The following is a 17,689-nucleotide window of genomic DNA, read 5'->3' on the forward strand; positions in this document are numbered from 1 at the left end:
GCCCCCTCCTCTTCTCCCACTGCTGCACAGGAAGGCCCCACCATGACCACCACGACCACCGCACCCCGCCCCGCCCACCGCTTCGACCCGTACCAGGACGACCCGACGCTGCGAGCAGCCGAGGTCGCCGTCGACGCCGCGGCCGCGTCCGGCGACGCCGACGCGACCGCCGCCGCAGCGCGAGCGCTGATCGTCGCCGCTGCCGCCTACGGCTGGCCCACCGCGACCGCCCTCGTCTTCACATACGAGACGACCGGCCCCATCGCCCACGTCTGGGGACTGTGGAAAGTCCTCGACGCCGACCGCCAGGTCCTCCGCGAATGGGACGAGGAGCCCGGCGACATGACGGACGAATCCGACGAGGAACTGATCGCCCTCGACCTCATCAGCAACCGCCGCGCGACCCTCGACTACACCGACTTCGGAAAGCCCATCGGCTCCACGACCCTGATCCTCCACACGCTCGCGCTCTGAGCGCGTGCGCGGGCCGACCCGAAACGGGCCGGCCCGCACGAGGGGGAGAGCCCCCTCGACCCCCCGGTCACGCGCGTGGAACGGCCACGCGCGCTCGAGCGGTAGTCAGCGGCGAGGACGCGGCTTGTACTTCTTCCCCGCCCGGATGTTCCGGTTCTCGATCACCCCGACGACCGCCAGGCCGGCGGCCACGGCGACGATCAGCACCCACCCGAGCACGTTGAACCACTCACCGGTGAACGCCGCGTACGTCTGCTCACCGGCGATCGCGAAGAGCATGAACGACAGCCCGAACCAGACCATCCCGTTGCTGATCAGCGCAGCACGCGCGAGCTTGGTCCGAGGCTTCGACATGCGCCCACCCTCCCACCGGACCCTGGACGTGTCCAAGGTCCTTGGGAGGAATCTCCACCTCCTGCGCCTGGCCGTCGAGCTGGCCGGCCTCGCCTCTAGATTCGAGGAATGAGCCCCAACCACGCTGACGGCACGGTCGAGACGCAACGGCTCCTGACTCTCTGGGAGCAGCTCAGCTCCCGCCGGTTCGCGCCGAGGGACGGCCTGCACCCCTCGAACGCGATACAGGTGTGGACTTTCGCGCACCACGCCGCGCGCCTTTCGCGAGCGGTGCTCCTGCTGCACGGAGCAGGACACGACCTCGAAGCCATGCCCCTCATCAGGCAGACGATGGAATGCGCGATGAACGCGGCCTGGCTACTGGTCACCGATGACGGTGGAGCAGCGCTGAGCGCAGTAGACACGAAGAACCGGCGCCAGACCTTCAAGGAGGTGACCGACCTGGGCCTCGCTGACCTGTCCGACGTGATCCGTCGACTGGACGAGGAAGAGAATCGGGACGCCCGCGCCAAGAGCACGCGTAGCTTCAAGGAGCGGTGCGACGCGATCGCTGGAGGCCCCCAGATCTACGCGATGTACCGGACGCTAGGGCTCTACTCGCACGGCACGTCCAGCGTTGCGGACGTCTACCTCGCCATAGCGCCCGAGAACGAGGGAAACCCGTACGGCGTGAAGCTCCTATGGGAAGCGGACTGGGACCAGGGCGAGACGTGGATGCGGGTCCAAGCCCTCATGCTGCTTCTCGCTCAGATCGCAGCCGACGACGCGCAAGCCAAGCCGATGCACCGGACGCAACTCGACAGAGCACGTCGCCGTCTCGGCGTCACCTGGCAGATTCGCGCAGCGAAACCCGGCTAGGGCTGGTTGGGAAGCGAGGTCTTGTATCTCTTTGACTCCGCTCCGAGGGAGTTGACAACGGCCAAGACAGCCAGAACAGCCTCGGCAGCCCCCTGCATGTCGTTCTTCGCGGCGCACGCTTTCGCCTTCGCGAGGTACACACCCGCCAGGTCGACGCCGGTGTGGTCGTAGGCGAAGAATGACAGCTGCCCCACCTTGTGATAGTCCTCGCTCTGAAGTGCGATCTGCATGTCATCGAGTGTGTTGAGGAGCGCCTGCATCGTCATGAACCGCAGCCTAGCGGGGCGCTGAGGCCTAGCCGCGAGGAGTCCAGTTAGGGGATCGCCTAGCGGCCGCCCTCCGCGCAGACTGAGCCCATGACGTCGGTAGAACTACTCAATGCGCGCCCCCGAGACGACGCGCAGATGGAGACACTCTTCGGTTCGGGGTGGCCGGCGTTCATCTCCGCCGACCGCCTCGCGGAGGAGCACCTGCCGCACATCCGCGAGCGATTCACCCGGTTCGAGCTCGTGGTCCTCGATGAAGACGTGCCGGTCGCCGCGGGCTGGGCTGTGCCAATCCGGTGGGATGGCACCCGCGAGGGTTTGCCCGCCGGGTACGGCGACTCCCTCCGCCGGGCGCTCGAGGAGGAGGACGAGGCGACGACCCTCGTCGTCTGCGCCGCCCAGGTGCATCCCGACCGCACCGGCGCCGGCCTCGCCGGGACGCTGCTCGGCGCGTTTCGCGACCTCGGCGTCACTAGCGGCTACGACCACATGATCGTCCCGCTGCGCCCGACGATGAAGCCGCGCTACCCGCTGACCCCGATCGACGTCTACGCGGCGTGGACGCGGGAGGACGGGCTGCCGCTGGATCCGTGGCTGCGTACGCACCTGCGGATGGGCGCTCTCGTCCTCGGCGTCGCCCCTCGGTCGCAGGTGATGACCGGCACCGTCGCCCAGTGGGAGGAGTGGACCGGGATGGCCCTGCCTGCGTCGGGGGAGTACGTCATTCCCGGCGGCCTTTCGACGTTGCGCGTTGACCGTGATGCGGACGAGGGGATCTACGTGGAGCCGAACATCTGGGTGCAGCACCACTGAGCTGGCGGGTGCTGCTCTCGGCCGCGCCATGCGCGCAGCCGAGAGCAGGGCGGCACCGGAGCCCCTTGCCCGGTATGGCCGCTCGCGGCGTCAACGAAGTCCCCACTTCTCAACCGCACCGCACCATTAGACATGAAGTGCCAACGTTGGCGACGCCCCGTGCACCTGGTCGAGCGGTCTCTACTTGCGGTCGCGTCGCGCCTCGCGGCGCATGAGGACCACGAACCCCACGATCACGAACAGGACGACAAAGCCGACCGCGATGAAGGGCAGGTAGTTCAGGAAGAGAACCAGCAGGAACGCTGGCAGGTCGAGAGTCACCTAGGTCAGTTCACAAGCGCGGCCGGCGGGAGCGGAGTGCGTAATGGCTACCTCTCAAGGGCAACGGATCCGAAGGACGGGTAATCGGGGCCTTCGTAGTTCATGGCGGTGAGGGTTCTGATCGCCGGCATGGTGTGCGCTCCGGGTATTGCGATTTCCTGGTCCGGCTGTTCCGGGTCCAGGGGGCCGATGTCGAAGGAGTAGCCGGCAGTGTCGACCCAGGCGCCAGAGCTGTCCTGCTCCAGTGCACCCTCCTTGAGTTGCAGCCTCAGATCAGATGCGTCACCGGTCGACAAGTCGGTGAGGATTGCCCAGGTCGATCCGTCCGCTCGGCGCTCGATCAGGACCGATCCTGTCGTCTCGGTCTGCTGACTGACGAAGTCGCCCCTCAGAGGGAGTTGCTGCTCGAATGCGCTGAGCTCAGGGCCATCGGACGCGGCCGGCGCCGGCGAGCCTGCCGAATCCACGCCTGATGATTCGACAGCAACTCTCGATGATTCGTCGCCGGCGGTCTCGTTTGCGGTGCAGCCGGACAGCACAACTACGCCGGCTATGGCGAGCGTGATTCCGATTCTGCTGATTCCCATGGCCCGATCCTGGCATGAGGGCGCACCGGCAGTCAGGGCGCCGCTCCCTGTGCTGGAAGGGGATCTTCCGGTGCTCATGTCTCGTGCGGTCTGTTCAAGGTTGTCTGCACTCGCGGCGCGAGTGTGGCGGCGTCGGTCCATCTTTCAACCCCAGATCGCGCGAAGTATGGCAACAGCGTCGTCTAGGGAGACGTTCGCCGAAGCGGCGGAGTCCGCGAGGGCTCGTGCGCGTTCTACGACGAGTTGGGGCGCGCGTGATGCTCCTGGGGCGACGCGGGTGCCGGCGGCGGTGCGGGTGACGACGAGGCCGTCTTGCTCGAGGGTCTTGTAGGCCTTGGCAGCGGTGGCTTGGGCGACTCCGAAGTCGCGGGCCGTCTGGCGGACGGTCGGAAGGCGTTCGCCGTCACCGAGCTGTCCGGCTTGGATGGCTCCGCGGAATCGTTCGGTGATTTCCTCCGCGGTTTTGATCGTCAGCGTGGTCACTGTGTCACTCCGTCGAAGGGGATCGTCTCGATGAGCGGCCGACGTGCACGCCGGAGTGCGGCGGCGGAGCGGAGGGTGTCGGTCGCGACGCGGAGCAAGAGTGCGATGCCGATCCCCTGGCCGAGGAATCCGGCGTAGAGGAGAGGCTGCGCGAAGGTGCGGTAGGCGCTGCCGACGTAGATGAGGTTCCCGTCGGCGGTGGTCTGTCCCTCGACTCCGACAATGATCGTTCCGATATCTCCGGCGTGCATCCAGACAGCGCCGAGCGTCGTGATCAGCCCGCCGAGTAGAAGCAGGGTGAAGAGGCGAGCGGTGAGCTCTCGCTCCGGGCGCACGCTGGTGGCGGTCGATCGAGCGCGCAGGGGCCGGTTCGCGTCCGTGCGTAGTGCGAGCACGAGGGCGGCCACGGCGAGGACGAGGGTGATCAGGGTGGCGAGGTAGTTCGGCCAGCCGACGCCGGCGATGTAGCCGTAGTTCGCGTTGAAGGGCATGTAGATCGGCAGAGTGGTGTGCTCGGGCACGTTGCCGAGGAAGAACGCATCTGCCGGCGCGCTGGTGGCGATGACCGTCTGCCAGACCGACGTGAGCGCGAGCAGCGCCGCGATGACCGCGCCGACCCACAGCAGAGGCCGAGAAGCGAACTCGTTCCAGCGACGCTGAGGAGCGACCGCAGCTTCGCCCGGCGCCGGAAGGGGCTCGCGGCGCACCAAGAACATGGCGACCGTCACCACGAGGGCGGCGACGAGCAGCGGGGCAGGCCGGCGCCACCACCCCTCGAATCCGGTCGTGTCCGCCGGGGTGCTCACGTGAACGACGAACGCCACCACGATCACGAGGAGAGCGCCGGCCACTCCCGCCCAGGTCAGTGTCGACGTGCGACGTCCGCTGGTCGGCAGCGAGACGATCCGGCGCGGGTACACCCAGGACAACACGAAGCAGATGAGGCCGAACGTGACCGGAGCGGCGACGGCCGAGAGGAGTTGATACACCTCGCGGGGAATGAGCAGTGACATGGGACCTCCACAGCAGACATCAGCGGCGACGACTTCGCCTTGTGCAAGGAAGTTAGCACAATGTTGTTCTAGGAAGAAAGATCAAGATTGCACCCCCTGCCACGCACCCTGTGCTGCTCGGTCGCTGCTCGAGACGTCCCGTGAGGGGACGTTCGGATGGGGCCAGCTCCGCGGGGCTATGTCGTCGCTGTGATGACCAGAAACGGCCCCACCATCCGTCCCGTATGGGGGTCGTTCACCGGGATGGCCCGAGCTCGAGCGCAGCCCGCTTGCGGCGGGAACGGATCCTTCGGAGAACGATGCCGGTCACGAGGAACCCGAGCCCTGTCGGGATGGTGCCTGCGGTCAGAAGGACGGCGTGGAGCGCGAGTAGGAGGTAGTCGATGGAGGACAACCAGGTCATCGACAGAGGGCCGAGGACGTCCATGATCAAGAAGGAGAACAGGGAGATGGCCAGTCCACACCAGGCGAGGCTCGCTGCGGCAGGAATCAAGGCGAGCGGGACGCGGCGACGCGGATGTCTCCGGGCCACTATGTGAGCGGCGACAGCGGCGAGGGCGATCCACGTCCCGACGCCGATCGCACCGAACGCGATTCCGAAAACTCCCTCAGACGGGTCCGAATCGGTCACGCCCGTTGCGACCATGAAGCTGCTGAGCATGAGAATCAGGGCTGCTATCGCGGTGGCGAGTCCCACGCCCGACCAGGTGATGAGGCTGTCCAGTGAAGTTTCGGGTGCTGTAGTCGAGGTCGTCGGAGTTGCTGGAGCGGGAGTGTTGGTCACGATCAGGGGTCCTCGTTGGTAGCGGGAAGGACGTGGCTCATCGTGCAGTGACGGTGAGGTTCAGCTCTTCCCCTACGCGCAATATCTCGTTCGAGGGGAAGCGGAACGGGTTGAGGTAAAACAGGTCATCGTCCGTCATGCCGAATCGTGCCGCGACGTCCTCTGCGAGGTCGTTGCGAGCGACGCTGTATGACGTTGGTACTCCGTTCGTCGTTTTGGTCTCGCCACGTGCTGCTGCGCGCGGGCCGGTGTCCCGGGCGACGAGGGTGCTGCGTTGGGGCTCCACACTCCACTGGATGTCAGCGATGGCGATGATTTCCGTCGAGCAGTCCGGGTCGTTCTGCGGTCGGGTCGTGAGGACGAGCTGATCGATCGCTGTCGGGTCGCCGCGGAACTCGGCGAGGTTCCGCCACGCCTTGTAGGGCTTTCCCGACTCCGCGTCCGCGAGGCGCATCGGGAAATCAACGTTGAAACAGGTGGCACCCTCATCGATCGGATCCAGCGCCCCCATGACCGCGACGAAACCGGAAGAGGATTCTGTTGCGGCGGGGATCGCGAGCGCCTCTGACGCGAGGGCCAGCCGACCGTCTGCCGCACTCAAGCGAATGACGCTGGCCGTCCCATCGCTCCCCGTGAACGTTGCCACGCCAAGGTCGCCGGTGAGCGCAGCGTCGGAGCTGCCATCCGTGGGCGTCACCCGAGCCGGCGGCGTGGGCTGTGGCGTGCATCCCGTGATGACGATCAGGCATGCTGCGACTACGACCGTGCTTCGCGCCCTCGAGAATGCCCCCATCGGCTCAGGGTAAGCAATGTCCCCACTCCTTTCTTGGTGGGCAGCGTTGGCGCCTTCTCCTGTAACGCTAGGGATGATCGTCTACCGGGTGGGTTGGTTGAAGGATTCTCTGGCGTCGGTGATGGTGCTTCCGTTGCGGAGGGTGAGTGTGACGGTGAAGGTCGGCTCGGGTCCGCTGCGGCCCGTCTCGCCTCCCTCGGTGAGGCCGGTTCCGGGCCACCAGGCTGCCCAGTGGCCGTCTGTGATCGTGGCGAGGACGCTCGTGCCGTCGTTGGTGCGGATGGTGAGTCCGGTCACGTCCGAGCCGACATCGCCGCTGGTGAAGACGGCGGGCGGAAGGTTCTCGCCGGTGAACTGGCTGATGCCTCCCTGCGTGTATTCGTCAGCGAGCGGAGTGAACCCGCCCTCGCTTCCGGTGGAACTGATGAGCGCCCTCCCGGCAGTGCTCGTCCCGGCCGGGATCTCGATGAGGCACGCCCGCTGGCTGGGGGTCGTGTAGGAGAGCAGGACCCAGTCGCCGCGCCGTTCCCCTATCGCCGGCTGCCCGAGCTGCTCCGTGTCACCAGCTGCACACGCCGCGCCGGCGACGGTCAGGTCGGAGGCGCTGGCAACCTCCGCGGTCGACGTCCATGAGGCGTACGCGCGGGAGTCGACACCGGACGGCAGGACGGCGAGAGCGACCCCCAGCGCTGCGGCCGCGAGTCCTGCGGGAAGGATGAACTGCCATCCCCGAGGACGCCGAGCGGCGGGCTCTCGAGCGGCCACCGGGTCGCTGTGGAGGATCATCTGGAGCCGCGCTTCGGCGGCCTCGCGAGCCGGGCCGTCGAGCTCGTACTGGGCGGCCGGGTCGAGGTCTTTCGTGGCGAGGAGTTCGGGCGTGGTCATGATGCCTCCAAGGCGGGCGCGTGGTGCTGATGCGAAGGGGGATCGAGCAGTGCCCGCAGCGCGGTGCGTGCTCGGTGAAGTCGGAGCCGGAAGGCGACGGCGGTGATGCCGAGCACTCCGGCCGCGGACGGGGAGTCGAGTCCTTCCCAGGCCGTCAGCGCGATCGCTTCCTGGTGCTGCGGTTTGAGTTGCTGCCACGCCTGGTAGAGGTCGAGCCGGGTCGCGATCGCGTCCTCCGGTGACCGCGCGGCCGCGTCGGTGTGAGCGGCGACCCGGATCGCGAGCGCGGCGGAGCGCTGCTGGCCGCGAAGGTCGTTGAGGAGGCAATTCCGGGCGATGGTGAACAGCCACGCCCGCGCGGGCTCGTCCTCCGACGGCGCGGTGTCGTGGCGGCGCCAGGCGATCAGGAACGCCTCGTGCGCGAGGTCGGCGGCACGCTCGGGGTCAGCGCGACGCCTCAGGAATCTGACGACGCTGACGTACTCGCGTTCGTACAGCTCGGAGAAGCTCGCCTCGCGAGCGGACTGTGGTGGGCTCATACCTGGGACATGTCCCCAGCCGAGCTGCTGTTACAGATGATCGACCAGTTGATGTTCTGTCCCACTCCGGGACCTCGGCTACGGAACCGCTCGCGAATGATGAAGCCCGAGTTCGGCACGTCAGGCGCCGAGGGCGCCAGGCAGTTTCCTTTCGAGTCGCGCTGCTCGGCTCGCGGCGAGTCCGATCGCCAGCAGCACGCCGCACACGATGGGGAGCTGCAGTCCAGCCGGCAGCGCTGGATACATCGGGAAGAGCACTGCTCCGAGCACCTCAATCCCGATCAGCAGGACAGGCAGACCGATGAGTACGAGCGTCGAAACCGCGGCGGTGACTCGCCCGCGCCAGGGGAGCGCTGTGAGCAGGCCGAGCGCTGCGATAGGCGCCGCTGTCGAGAGGCCGGGACCAAGCCACCCAGCGGACGCCGAAACGAAAGCGATGATCAGTTCCGCGGCAGAAGCCGCCAGTGCCATGCCGCGGGCGGCACCTGTTCGTCCGGCCACCGCGAGCCCGAGCGCGACAACGAAAGCGGCTCCCGCAAAGACGGAGGGATTGGTGAACGGTCCGATCGCGCCGGGATAGTTGATCCCCGGTGACCAGTTGATCGTGAAGTAGAAGATGAAGAACGCCGTGGCGAGAGCGAGCGGAATGATCGCGGCCGGCGATCGGCCAGCGTGCGAACGGAAGTGATGACGCACCCCACCGACCATCAAAGTGACTCGCTGTCCGAGCGTGGGGCGGGACCGGCCTGCGTCGTCGGCTTCGTCCAACAGGATGCCGAGCAGCACCTCACCGTGCTCCGCCCTCCATACGGGCGGGTACCAGCGCAACGCGCGTCGGAAGCGGTCGGCTCGGTAGGCGTCATCGTTCGTCGTCATGCCGTTCTCCAATCAGGGGCGTGGCCAGGTCGGATCGCTGCGGCGGGAACGAGTCCGAGGTTCGCCCGTGCTCGGCGCGCGCTGGCTTCCATGCGGTCGACCTCGACACCGAGCGCAGTACGGCCGGCGTCGGTCAGTCGGAAGTAGCGACGGACTCGACCGTTGATCCGCTCATCTCCATCGGAAGAGATGAGTCCCTCCGTATCGAGCCGTTCAAGTGCCGCGTAAAGCGTCGTCACTCGAAGGCGCACGCGATCCTCGGACTGCTCCTCGATGTCCTGGAGGAGTGCGTAACCGTGGCGCCGACCTGTCGCCAACGTGGTCAAGATCCAGAACGTCGTCTCTCGCATCTCGCCGACCATGATCCGAACCATACTCCAACGCTCGCACTATGAGTCACCGAGTGACTCCACCGCACTCGTGCGCCAACACTTGGCGCTACATTCCGGGAATGACCAATCGCACGCTCGGCAACGCGTACACGGCCGTCCTTCTGATCGTGGGTGCGGCAATGACTTTCATCGGCGCGTTCACCTCAGGCTCAGTGGGCGCCACCGCCGCCGTCGCCTTCGGTGCAGCGGCGGTGGCGGCGGGGCTCGTACTCATCGGTATCCGCTTGACGACCCCCACCCGTTAGTCGCGCGACGAGCGGACTTGAGGAGCGGTCCCGTAAGGGGATCGATCCGCGGGACGCTTTCAGCGGACTGCTCGGAGGGGCTACTGCTCGTCTTTCCGGGCTGCTCGGCCGACGAAGTGCACGGACCGTCGAGCGTCGACGAGTTCGCGCTTCTCGAAGTGGCGAACGACGAAGGCTCCTGCGACGAACGAGTAGCCGATGCCCTCCGCGATTCGTGTGAGGACCGGGATGGTGCTGATGATCTGTTCGACGGTGGGTGATCCGTTGGCTTGGTAGGGGGCGATCCAGAACGGCACGATCGTGCCGAAGACGATGCCCAGGAGAATCCCGGCGACACCGATCCAGAACATGGAAGTGGACGAAAGTGCTCTGAGCATGGGATCCCCGGAATGTTCGGTGGGCGAGTCGAGAGGCGCCGCTGTCGGACGCGCCGTCCTCGCTCACGGCTGATCGGTCTGGTTACAAGCGCAGGTTGAGCGCGGCGAGGACGGTGACGAGGCCGGCCGCGACGACGACGACCGTCAGTGCAACGCGCCCCGCCGTACGGCGGAGAAGGCCGGTCATCGTGGCGGCGTCCGCCACGCGAGTCGCGATCACGAGGTCAGGAACGCCGGCCGGCGGTTGCGGTGGCGTCGTGGAGTCGTCTTCGCTGGCCGGGACGCTCACGGTCTGCTGAGCCGGCTCGATCCGATCGGGCAGCTTCTTGAAGCGGCCATCATTCGATTCGCCCACAGCGACCTCCCCAGCGGTCGCCGCATCGCGACCCTCCTTCGTGACTGTAGCCGTGCAACTCCATTGCGTCAGCGTGAGCGCGTAGCGGCCTGGAGCTGGAGACTGCTGCGGCGCACGTCTCCTCTCCACTCCTCGAGCGTCCACCGATCGGGTCCCGTAGAGGAACCTGCTGCTTCCCGAGCGCGCTGCTCGCTGCCATAGATTCCAACGACGTCGGTGGCGTCTGCCCAGAGGGCTGTCCTGAGGAGGAGGTAGTGCTCACCGTCACTGCTGTTCTTCACGCCTCGGATCCTCGTCGGTTCCGACGTCGTTCGGTCACCGTGGCGCGAGGTATCACAGTGCTGGCGCGCGTCCCGTATCGGGATCCTAAACCGGTCACCTATAGCGGCGTTTCTCGCGGCGTCGTTGCGCTCCTCAGCGCGTGTGTTCTCGCGGCACTGTGCGACTGGGCTACTCCGCGTCGTCGCTAGCAGTGTCGCCCCGGCCGCTTGCAAGAGGTCTGTAGCTGGGCAGAGGGGTGGAGCTCGCATCGAACCCCTCAGGGCGATCGTCTCCGTGATCCGCGGTCTCGCGGTCGGCTTCCATGCGCTGCCGCCGTGCCTGCTCCTCGGCCACGGCAAAATCGATGAGCCTCTTCGATCCGTACATACGACCACCTCATTCCTCGGAGTGGCGAGCGTATCGACCTCGGCTGGGGAAGGCGTCATCCCGGTACACACGACCGCTGCCCGCGGTTCCCGCCGCAGCCGACGTCGCCCGTGCCCCAGGTCGCTTACCGGCATTCGCTGCAGCGTGTTCCGTATGGGGATCGATCTGCGGGACGCTTTCAGCGGACCGCTCGGAGGGGCTTGGCGTCGTCGTCGCTTGCTGGTGATGCCGCCAGGGTCGACCGCAGGTCTTCTCGTGCTCGTTGGTAGCGGGTGCGTGCCGTGGACGCGGGGACGCCGAGGAGTTGTCCTGCTTCGGTGATGGAGAAGCCGTCCCAGTGGATGAGGCGGACGAGCTCGGCCTGTTCTGGCGCGAGCCTGGCGATCGCATCGCGCACGTCGACTCCTTCGTCGGCGGGGCGTCCTTCGGTAGGAGCGGTCGCCAGAACGCCGCGGAGCCGGCCGGAGAGGTCGGCTCGCCTGTTCTCAGTGCGGGTGCTGTTCGAGAGGACGTTCCGGGCGATGCCGAAAAGCCACATCCGCGACTCCTCCGCGGTGCGGGGAAGGGCGCCTACGCGGCGCCATGCGGTGAGCATGACGTCCGCGAGTGCGTCGGCGGCGTCCTCGAGAGGGAGGCGGCGTTGCAGGTACTTGAGCAGGTCAGGCGAGGCGACGCGCAGCGCCTCGGTGAGTCGCTCCGCCTCGTCGGTCTTCCTGCGGGTCACCAGGTCGCTCCGGGGCAGTGGGCCTCGCCCGCGATGCTGAGGTTCGCGGCGTCGACGTCGACGTTCTGCGCAGTGAGCTCGGCGTCGAGAGCGTTGCTGATGATGCGCCCGACGGCGGTCGAGTACTCCCGGTCGGCGTTGTAGAACTCGGTGCCGTAGCCGGCCGGCGTGCGGGATCCGTCAGCGTTGATGAAGGATCGGTCCTCGGTACGCAGCTGCGCGATGGTCTCCTGGAGTGCCCCGTCGCTGAGGAGGGCGTCTATGTCGGTCGTCTGGTAGAAGTTATCGACCACGGCGACGGCCGCCGGATCGGTTCCTTGAACGTCTCCCATGCGCTCCTCACACTGAACACCGCTGGGCAGCGAATAGGTGATCGAGGCGTCCGGCGTCTCCGCCCACGGCGACCACGCGCCCGTCGCCGCGGCGGCCGCGGTCGCCATGCCACCGAGCAGTACCAGCGACGCCACTCCGGCGACCGCAGGACGCGCCCAGCGGTGACGGTTGACGCGGGCCTCTGCCGCCGCGAGCTGCTGAAGCTCGGCCAGCTCGACAGCGACGTCGTTCGTCACTGTCGATGTGCGGGGGCTGGACTCATCCAGCAGGACGTCCAGGGGGTCTCGGTCAGGGGCGGCAGTCATGACGGGCTCCTTCGAAAGCGGGTTCATCCTGTACATGTCCACCCGACCCGCAAACGTCTGCCGCAGCATGAAACCGGCTCGCCGCCCTCGTCGCGGTGCCAGCGCCGACGCCGGACGTCAGGTCGCGAGGGAAGAGGCGAGTTCGGCGGGCGCTCCTGCGGAGCGGGGCTGCCACGACTCGAAGACGCCGTAGGCGATGATCCGCTCCGCGGTCGACAGCAGCGGATTGCAGCTCGTCATCGTGATCAGACGATCCGTCGGAACGACGTCGCTCGTCCAGGGGACCGGATCGATGACCTGCACTTCGGAGGGCTGCACGTATTCGAGGTTCCGGAACCGATAGGTGTACCAGCCGTCGGCGGTCTCGATGTAGATCGCGTCACCTAGTTGCAGCTCATCGATGAGGTGCATTCCTCCGCCGGCGGCGGAGCGGTGCGCCGCGATCGCGAAGTTCCCCATTTCGCCGGGCATCTGCGTTCCCGGGTAGTGGCCGATGCTGCCCACGTCGAGCACGTTCTCCGCGTCGACGCCCTCAGCGATCGTGCGCACCCACCCCTCGCCGTACCGGGGGATGTAGAGGTTGCCGAACGTGGTGTCCAGAGCTGCGACCGGCGCGATCACCGGGTCACCGGGGACGGCCGGCTCAGCGGTCGGCTCGGACGGCGCCTCCGCGGACGGCGCGTCATCGCCCCAGCTCTGGCGCAGCTCGGCCGCTTGATCTTCCTGCCGCCCTGCGATCACCGCATCGTTCCACCACAGCTGCCAGGCGAGGAACAGCAGAACGAGCACCCCTACGGTCATCAGCAGCTCACCCAAGACGCCGAAGAAGGACAGGCGGCGACGAGCCGGACGACGTCGGCGCCGCGACACGTCCACGGATGACGAAGCAGTCATGCGCAGGAGTCTAGGTGTGCCGCTCTCACCCGCATCGCTGCTGGAGATCGTTCACCGAACGAGCGATCGCCCTGGTGAAGCTAGCTGCGCGGAGAGGCGTCGTTGTGCCAGTACGCGGCAATTGCCGAGGTTCGCCGCACTACCGCGTCCGCCGAGGCAGGCGCCGGCCACAGATACAGCGCGTACCGGTCAGGCGCCGGATGCGCTTCGTCGGCGACATCTTGTCGCCGGCCCTCTTCCATGCCGGAAGCGCACCACCGGGCCCGATAGGCGGACGCCGTGAGCTGGAACGACGCGGCGGAGTCCCCAGACCATCCGCTAAGCACCGCATCCGGTCCTTCGGGCTGGAAGCTCGCCTCGACGATCTCCTCCCACAAGCCGAGCTCAGGCGCTGTGTCCAACGTGCTGACTCGAACCTGTACGTACCCGGTGTGGATACCTGTCCGCATGAAGAGGGCGCCGGGCAAGCTCGCTCCGCACAGCCCATTCTCTTGTCCGTCGAACGCATCACGAGGATCCTCAACCGACGCAGCGCCGGTTGTGAGTTGCAGCTGGGAGTAGTGCGTCCACACGGTTCCATCGAAGACGACTGGCATAACAGCCATCCTCCTCGACGTTCCCAGCGTCGCGTCCCATATGGGGATCGCTGGCCGGGCGTCCGGGAGGATCAGCGCATGTTGCCGGATGTCGAGCTTGCCGCAGCGCTCGAGGCTGTCGGGGTGCGGCGGCGGTGCTCGACGTCGACGTTGGGTAGCTTCGGGACATGGATGAAGCCACTGAGCCGTCCGCGCGTGGGTAGCGTATCGATCTCAACGAGCCGCCGAGGCTTCTGTGCAGTGAAGCGGAGGCAGCGCTCGTGCGCGCGTCGGAGGAGAGTGCACTTCTTCGCAGCCAGCCCTCGGGATCCAGTGGGAGGGAGAGGGTCGTTTCTGCTGCGCGCTCCGCTGTTCTTCTCGGTGCCAACGAGGACGAGCTCGCCGTGGCGATGGGGTTCACGCTCGAGGCTGTTCGGTCGATGCTCCGCGACGCTTGAACTAGGCCCGGGCCGTCCCGTATGGGATCCGCTCGCGCTTGCGCCACGCCTCGAGGAACGTCAACGACACCACGTCCTCCGCCTCCCCAGGAGTCGGAGCGAGCCCGAGCGCGTGCCGGCGGACGCGGTCGCGGTGCCGGTCGAAGATGCGACCGAACGCCTCACCCTCACCCGCTACGACGCGAGCCCAGTCCTGCTCATCAGTGACGCTCATACCAAGAAGTGTCCGCAGTGCTGCAAATCGCTGCACCCTTGGCCAAGTCCCCTCGAGTGCGAAGACTTGTGCCGTCCCGTAGGGGGATCGTTCAGCGGTTCACGCGATTCGCCGCCGTCGGAACGATCGGCAGCTTCTTCGCGCGAAGGGTGGTGGCGAGGAGCCGGCCGAGGAGGGAGGCGATGCCTGCCGTGACTGCGTATTCCGTGATGAGGCCCGCGGAGGAGGGCCAGGTCGCGTTTCCCGACGCGAGTACCAGTGCGGTGGAGGCGGCGGCGCCGATCACGAGTCCCAGACCCAGGAACGCGGCCGCCTGCCCGACACGCGGGAAGCGGCGTGTCCGCCGGTCGAGCCAGAGACTCGAGGGAAGCCACAGGAGTGCGCCCGCGACAGTGAACGCAGCTGCCGTGCCCGCGATGAGCCCTGCTGCGGACCCGCCCGATACATCCCAGCTGCCCGCTGTTCGCAGCAGCGCGAGGACCGCAACGGCCGGCCACGCCAGAATCCCCCATGCCAGTTCTCGTGTTTCCATGAGCATCATGGTCCGGCACGTCGGTGAACACGCCATGAATCAGAACGTTCAGCACTCCACGATCATGTGTTCCGTAAGGGGATCGTTGAGCGGCAGAGGGGGCGCTGCGCTATGTCGTCGCTCGGTCTTCCGGCGACTCGGTGATGAGCTCCTGCTTGCGTTCGGCTCTGAGCGCGACGACGGTTCCCGCGAGAGCGAGTGCGGCGGCTGCGGTGAAGAGGGCGGTGGCGTCCCACCTGTAGTGACGGATGGTGATGCCTGGTGAGGTCTCGCTGGCTGCGTAGGTGCAGGACAGGCCGAGCGGGTAGAGGATCTTCTCGCCCGACACGCGGCTGGAGTAGAGATCGATCCCGTCGGGGTACTCGCTCTTCTGGCACTGCACGGCGCCCGGTTCCCAGCCGGTCTGAACCCAGCCGATCGTGTGTGTGAGAAGGGCGACTGGGGTCCCGACCACCATCGCGAGGATGCCGAGCGTCTTCGCGGTCCGCAGTTCCAACCCGTCAGAGTAGGGCGGACACCACCCACCACGCGCGTCCCGCAAGGGGATCGGTCAGCGCTTCACTTGGGTTCGGCTGAGTAGGTGCGTGCCGCCCAGCTTGGCCAGTAACTCTCGGCCGCGTCTAGGTCGATGCCGCGAAGACGGATGAGGCAGACGTCCTGGTCGCTGCGGGTAACTACCCAGAGGCTATGGGGCCGGCCGTGAGCTCGCTTCGGGATCCAGGCCAGCACCTCGTCAAGGTCGGTTTCTGAAAGCTCCCACTCTTGGTTCGACGTGCCGTCTTCGGACCAGAAGTGGACGCGGTACGTCGGACCGTCGACCTGCAAGGTTTGGTCGCGCGGATCGTGCAGCTCTGCTTTCATGCGCCCACTGTAACTATCGGGGTGCTCGAGGCTGGCCCGTATGGGGATTGATCACCGGGTCGTCACGCGGTGCGGCCGAGCATCGCAGCGGACGCTGCGGCGCAGTTCTGCGGGCGACGCGCTCGATCGTGTCTTCAGAGCATGGCGGCCTACCGAGGCGACTGCTTCAGAGGACTTGTCCGTCACCTATGGCTTTGGGGCCTTCAACGATAGTGAAGGCCGCTCCGGCGCTGAGGGAGCTGTAGTCGATGTCGTACAGAAGCTGAAGGGTCACTTCGCTCGTCTCGCCGGGATCGACTTCAGTAGCCTCGCTGCTGCGCACGATCACGCCGAGATGCGTTCCGTCGCCGCCGACGACGACGACATGAGGTCGGTACCTTCCGTCGAGACCGATGGGCGCCTTTCGGCCGCCGTCGCTGGTTGGACGGAGACGGATCCTCGCGCGAACCGTTCTCGCGTCTGATTGCGGTGGTGTCACCGGCTGACCACTATGCCTACTGTTCGATGCATGGACTGATCATCGCAGCCGCGCTTCGCGTCCCGGATTGGGATCGTTCAGCGCTTCGGTCGCAGGGGCAGGCCGGTCCGCCCAGTAGGCGAAGGATTCCGATCCTGGGCCCGCGTCAGGAGGCGTCGCTGTCTCTAGTCGAGGCGTCGATCGAGTCGAGGGTGACAACCATGACGGGCTGTATCGACCGCGTTTGAACTGCTCGAGCGTCTTCCACTGCTCGAGCGTCTTCCACTGCGCTGCGGACGAGCGTGAAATGGACAGACCCTGATGCGAAGTCGGCTTCGGGGTCGACAGAGATTGGCGACGACTGAAGCGACAGGACGGCTTGAGCCGCACGGCCCGCCGAGAGTCGAACCATTCGGGGGAGCAGCCCGTCGATCAGGAACAATCCTTGTGCGACCACCTGCTCCCGCCACGATACGTTGGCGGCCGGAAGGTTCGAGCGTAAGTGGATGCTATTCACCCACCACTCCACTCCCCAAGCATCGGACGGCGGAGCCGTCCGGAGGCGAGAGGCGGCGTAGGCCCGAAGTACAACCGAGTCACCTGAACGAGTGAACCCGCGTTCGATGAGCGGTCGGAGCGTGGGATCGTCGTTCAACCAGCGCTCCACGGCTCAACTCTGTCACGCAGTGACGTTGCGCATCGTCCCGTAAGGGAATCGACTGGCGGGCTATTCCTCGATCGGTTCAGCGCCCTCGAGCGGAGTCAGCGTCGCCCAGAATCCGTTCCCGGAACTGAGGTACAGGCGGAGGGGCTGGTCGGTGTCCATCGGGTCTCCGTCCGGGTAGAGGTCGGTGCCGCTGCACGCATCAGGCATCGACACGACGCGGATTGTCTCTCCTGCAATGAACGGTCCCTTCTCTGTCTCATCCACGGTGACCATGTATGCGGATGCTGCGACGCTGAAGACGCTCTGAGTTCCCGAGGCGCGAGGGGAGGCAGTCGTGATGACCGCTTCGGCGACTTCGTAGCGGGCTTCCGCGGATCCAAAATACGCCCAGCCCGGGCATCCCGACGTCTGCACCGCCGGCGCGCAGCCGGCGGCGGTGAGCAGCGCCGCTCCGGTTGTGAGCGCGGCAGCAACTCGAATGCGGTGACGCGAACCCGAGGTCATGCCGGTGACGCTACCCGCTCAGCTCCGTCCCATATGGGGATCGTTCTGCGGATCACCAAGTCGCCGGGCCGACCTCCGCCGGGTGCCGTGGTTCAGCGAGAG

The 17,689-nt window shown here is 66.7% G+C and carries 28 protein-coding genes; 4 read left to right on the plus strand and 24 right to left on the minus strand.

Annotation, left to right across the window (positions count from 1 at the left end; translation table 11 throughout):
- The first annotated feature begins 42 nt into the window (after positions 1-42).
- On the plus strand, positions 43-474 hold the full coding sequence (locus C5C82_RS08650; protein WP_104354924.1) for a hypothetical protein: 432 nt from the start codon (positions 43-45) through the stop codon (positions 472-474).
- A 105-nt stretch (positions 475-579) separates the two neighbouring features.
- On the opposite strand, the gene C5C82_RS08655 is transcribed toward C5C82_RS08650, so the two are convergent.
- Positions 580-828 carry a hypothetical protein gene (locus C5C82_RS08655; RefSeq protein WP_104233598.1) on the minus strand — a complete coding sequence of 83 codons (249 nt, stop codon included), beginning with the start codon at positions 826-828 and terminating at the stop codon, positions 580-582.
- A 108-nt stretch (positions 829-936) separates the two neighbouring features.
- Between C5C82_RS08655 and C5C82_RS08660 the strand changes: the two genes are divergently transcribed.
- Positions 937-1,686, plus strand: coding sequence for a DUF5677 domain-containing protein (locus tag C5C82_RS08660; protein ID WP_104234391.1), 750 nt, complete (start codon positions 937-939; stop codon positions 1,684-1,686).
- On the opposite strand, the gene C5C82_RS08665 is transcribed toward C5C82_RS08660, so the two are convergent.
- Complete coding sequence (locus tag C5C82_RS08665) at positions 1,683-1,952, minus strand: hypothetical protein (protein ID WP_104234392.1); 270 nt, start codon at positions 1,950-1,952, stop codon at positions 1,683-1,685. The two genes, C5C82_RS08660 and C5C82_RS08665, sit on opposite strands and share 4 nt — an antisense overlap.
- Positions 1,953-2,090: 138 nt before the next feature.
- Here C5C82_RS08665 and C5C82_RS08670 point away from each other — a divergent pair, with 138 nt between their 5' ends.
- On the plus strand, positions 2,091-2,765 hold the full coding sequence (locus C5C82_RS08670) for a hypothetical protein (RefSeq protein WP_219813018.1): 675 nt from the start codon (positions 2,091-2,093) through the stop codon (positions 2,763-2,765).
- 180 nt (positions 2,766-2,945) lie between these two features.
- Here C5C82_RS08670 and C5C82_RS17505 read toward each other — a convergent pair whose 3' ends face one another.
- From C5C82_RS17505 to C5C82_RS08715, 10 genes are all read right to left on the minus strand, one after another.
- Positions 2,946-3,086 carry a hypothetical protein gene (locus tag C5C82_RS17505; RefSeq protein WP_181067866.1) on the minus strand — a complete coding sequence of 47 codons (141 nt, stop codon included), beginning with the start codon at positions 3,084-3,086 and terminating at the stop codon, positions 2,946-2,948.
- A gap of 47 nt (positions 3,087-3,133) precedes the next feature.
- Positions 3,134-3,673: a hypothetical protein gene (locus C5C82_RS08675; RefSeq protein WP_146080960.1), complete on the minus strand. Its 540-nt coding sequence runs from the start codon at positions 3,671-3,673 to the stop codon at positions 3,134-3,136.
- 144 nt (positions 3,674-3,817) lie between these two features.
- Positions 3,818-4,156, minus strand: a complete 339-nt coding sequence (locus C5C82_RS08680; protein WP_104234395.1) for a GntR family transcriptional regulator — start codon at positions 4,154-4,156, stop codon at positions 3,818-3,820.
- The gene (locus C5C82_RS08685) at positions 4,153-5,169 is read right to left on the minus strand and encodes a hypothetical protein (protein ID WP_104234396.1); all 1,017 of its coding nucleotides are present in this window, start codon (positions 5,167-5,169) and stop codon (positions 4,153-4,155) included. The genes C5C82_RS08680 and C5C82_RS08685 overlap by 4 nt, the downstream gene beginning before the upstream one ends.
- 235 nt (positions 5,170-5,404) lie before the next feature.
- Positions 5,405-5,953, minus strand: a complete 549-nt coding sequence (locus tag C5C82_RS08690; protein ID WP_146085970.1) for a hypothetical protein — start codon at positions 5,951-5,953, stop codon at positions 5,405-5,407.
- Positions 5,954-5,990: 37 nt separating this feature from the next.
- The gene (locus C5C82_RS08695; protein WP_146080961.1) at positions 5,991-6,746 is read right to left on the minus strand and encodes a hypothetical protein; all 756 of its coding nucleotides are present in this window, start codon (positions 6,744-6,746) and stop codon (positions 5,991-5,993) included.
- An 81-nt stretch (positions 6,747-6,827) separates the two neighbouring features.
- Positions 6,828-7,631: a hypothetical protein gene (locus C5C82_RS08700; RefSeq protein ID WP_104234399.1), complete on the minus strand. Its 804-nt coding sequence runs from the start codon at positions 7,629-7,631 to the stop codon at positions 6,828-6,830.
- Complete coding sequence (locus C5C82_RS08705; protein WP_104234400.1) at positions 7,628-8,170, minus strand: RNA polymerase sigma factor; 543 nt, start codon at positions 8,168-8,170, stop codon at positions 7,628-7,630. Before C5C82_RS08705 ends, C5C82_RS08700 begins: the two co-directional genes overlap by 4 nt.
- A 120-nt stretch (positions 8,171-8,290) precedes the next feature.
- Positions 8,291-9,046 carry a hypothetical protein gene (locus C5C82_RS08710; RefSeq protein WP_104234401.1) on the minus strand — a complete coding sequence of 252 codons (756 nt, stop codon included), beginning with the start codon at positions 9,044-9,046 and terminating at the stop codon, positions 8,291-8,293.
- Positions 9,043-9,408 carry a PadR family transcriptional regulator gene (locus tag C5C82_RS08715; RefSeq protein ID WP_219813019.1) on the minus strand — a complete coding sequence of 122 codons (366 nt, stop codon included), beginning with the start codon at positions 9,406-9,408 and terminating at the stop codon, positions 9,043-9,045. The genes C5C82_RS08710 and C5C82_RS08715 overlap by 4 nt, the downstream gene beginning before the upstream one ends.
- An 89-nt stretch (positions 9,409-9,497) precedes the next feature.
- Between C5C82_RS08715 and C5C82_RS08720 the strand changes: the two genes are divergently transcribed.
- A complete protein-coding gene (locus C5C82_RS08720; protein ID WP_104234402.1) occupies positions 9,498-9,683 on the plus strand; it encodes a hypothetical protein in 186 nt (61 codons plus the stop codon).
- Positions 9,684-9,763: 80 nt separating this feature from the next.
- Here C5C82_RS08720 and C5C82_RS08725 read toward each other — a convergent pair whose 3' ends face one another.
- The 12 genes from C5C82_RS08725 to C5C82_RS17265 form a co-directional block, all read right to left on the minus strand.
- Complete coding sequence (locus C5C82_RS08725) at positions 9,764-10,033, minus strand: hypothetical protein (protein WP_104224259.1); 270 nt, start codon at positions 10,031-10,033, stop codon at positions 9,764-9,766.
- A gap of 109 nt (positions 10,034-10,142) precedes the next feature.
- On the minus strand, positions 10,143-10,415 hold the full coding sequence (locus C5C82_RS08730; protein WP_104227086.1) for a hypothetical protein: 273 nt from the start codon (positions 10,413-10,415) through the stop codon (positions 10,143-10,145).
- 826 nt (positions 10,416-11,241) lie between these two features.
- Entirely contained in the window at positions 11,242-11,787 is a 546-nt protein-coding gene (locus C5C82_RS08740; RefSeq protein WP_104224254.1) for an RNA polymerase sigma factor, read from the minus strand.
- Positions 11,784-12,425: a hypothetical protein gene (locus tag C5C82_RS08745; RefSeq protein ID WP_146079378.1), complete on the minus strand. Its 642-nt coding sequence runs from the start codon at positions 12,423-12,425 to the stop codon at positions 11,784-11,786. The genes C5C82_RS08740 and C5C82_RS08745 overlap by 4 nt, the downstream gene beginning before the upstream one ends.
- Positions 12,426-12,542: 117 nt before the next feature.
- Positions 12,543-13,319, minus strand: coding sequence for a class E sortase (locus C5C82_RS08750; RefSeq protein ID WP_104234404.1), 777 nt, complete (start codon positions 13,317-13,319; stop codon positions 12,543-12,545).
- Between the two features lie 80 nt (positions 13,320-13,399).
- Positions 13,400-13,915, minus strand: a complete 516-nt coding sequence (locus C5C82_RS08755) for a hypothetical protein (protein ID WP_104234405.1) — start codon at positions 13,913-13,915, stop codon at positions 13,400-13,402.
- A 438-nt stretch (positions 13,916-14,353) separates the two neighbouring features.
- Positions 14,354-14,566, minus strand: a complete 213-nt coding sequence (locus tag C5C82_RS08760; RefSeq protein ID WP_104234406.1) for a sigma factor — start codon at positions 14,564-14,566, stop codon at positions 14,354-14,356.
- A gap of 91 nt (positions 14,567-14,657) precedes the next feature.
- Complete coding sequence (locus C5C82_RS17260; protein ID WP_146079377.1) at positions 14,658-15,107, minus strand: hypothetical protein; 450 nt, start codon at positions 15,105-15,107, stop codon at positions 14,658-14,660.
- Positions 15,108-15,207: 100 nt separating this feature from the next.
- On the minus strand, positions 15,208-15,594 hold the full coding sequence (locus C5C82_RS08770) for a hypothetical protein (RefSeq protein ID WP_104234408.1): 387 nt from the start codon (positions 15,592-15,594) through the stop codon (positions 15,208-15,210).
- A 62-nt stretch (positions 15,595-15,656) separates the two neighbouring features.
- A complete protein-coding gene (locus C5C82_RS08775; RefSeq protein WP_104234409.1) occupies positions 15,657-15,959 on the minus strand; it encodes a hypothetical protein in 303 nt (100 codons plus the stop codon).
- A 166-nt stretch (positions 15,960-16,125) separates the two neighbouring features.
- Positions 16,126-16,287, minus strand: coding sequence for a hypothetical protein (locus C5C82_RS17510; RefSeq protein WP_181027273.1), 162 nt, complete (start codon positions 16,285-16,287; stop codon positions 16,126-16,128).
- An 856-nt stretch (positions 16,288-17,143) separates the two neighbouring features.
- Positions 17,144-17,587: a hypothetical protein gene (locus C5C82_RS17265; RefSeq protein ID WP_146076925.1), complete on the minus strand. Its 444-nt coding sequence runs from the start codon at positions 17,585-17,587 to the stop codon at positions 17,144-17,146.
- Positions 17,588-17,689 lie beyond the last annotated feature (102 nt).

This window comes from Rathayibacter sp. AY1D5, assembly GCF_002932515.1.
Lineage (GTDB): Bacteria > Actinomycetota > Actinomycetes > Actinomycetales > Microbacteriaceae > Rathayibacter.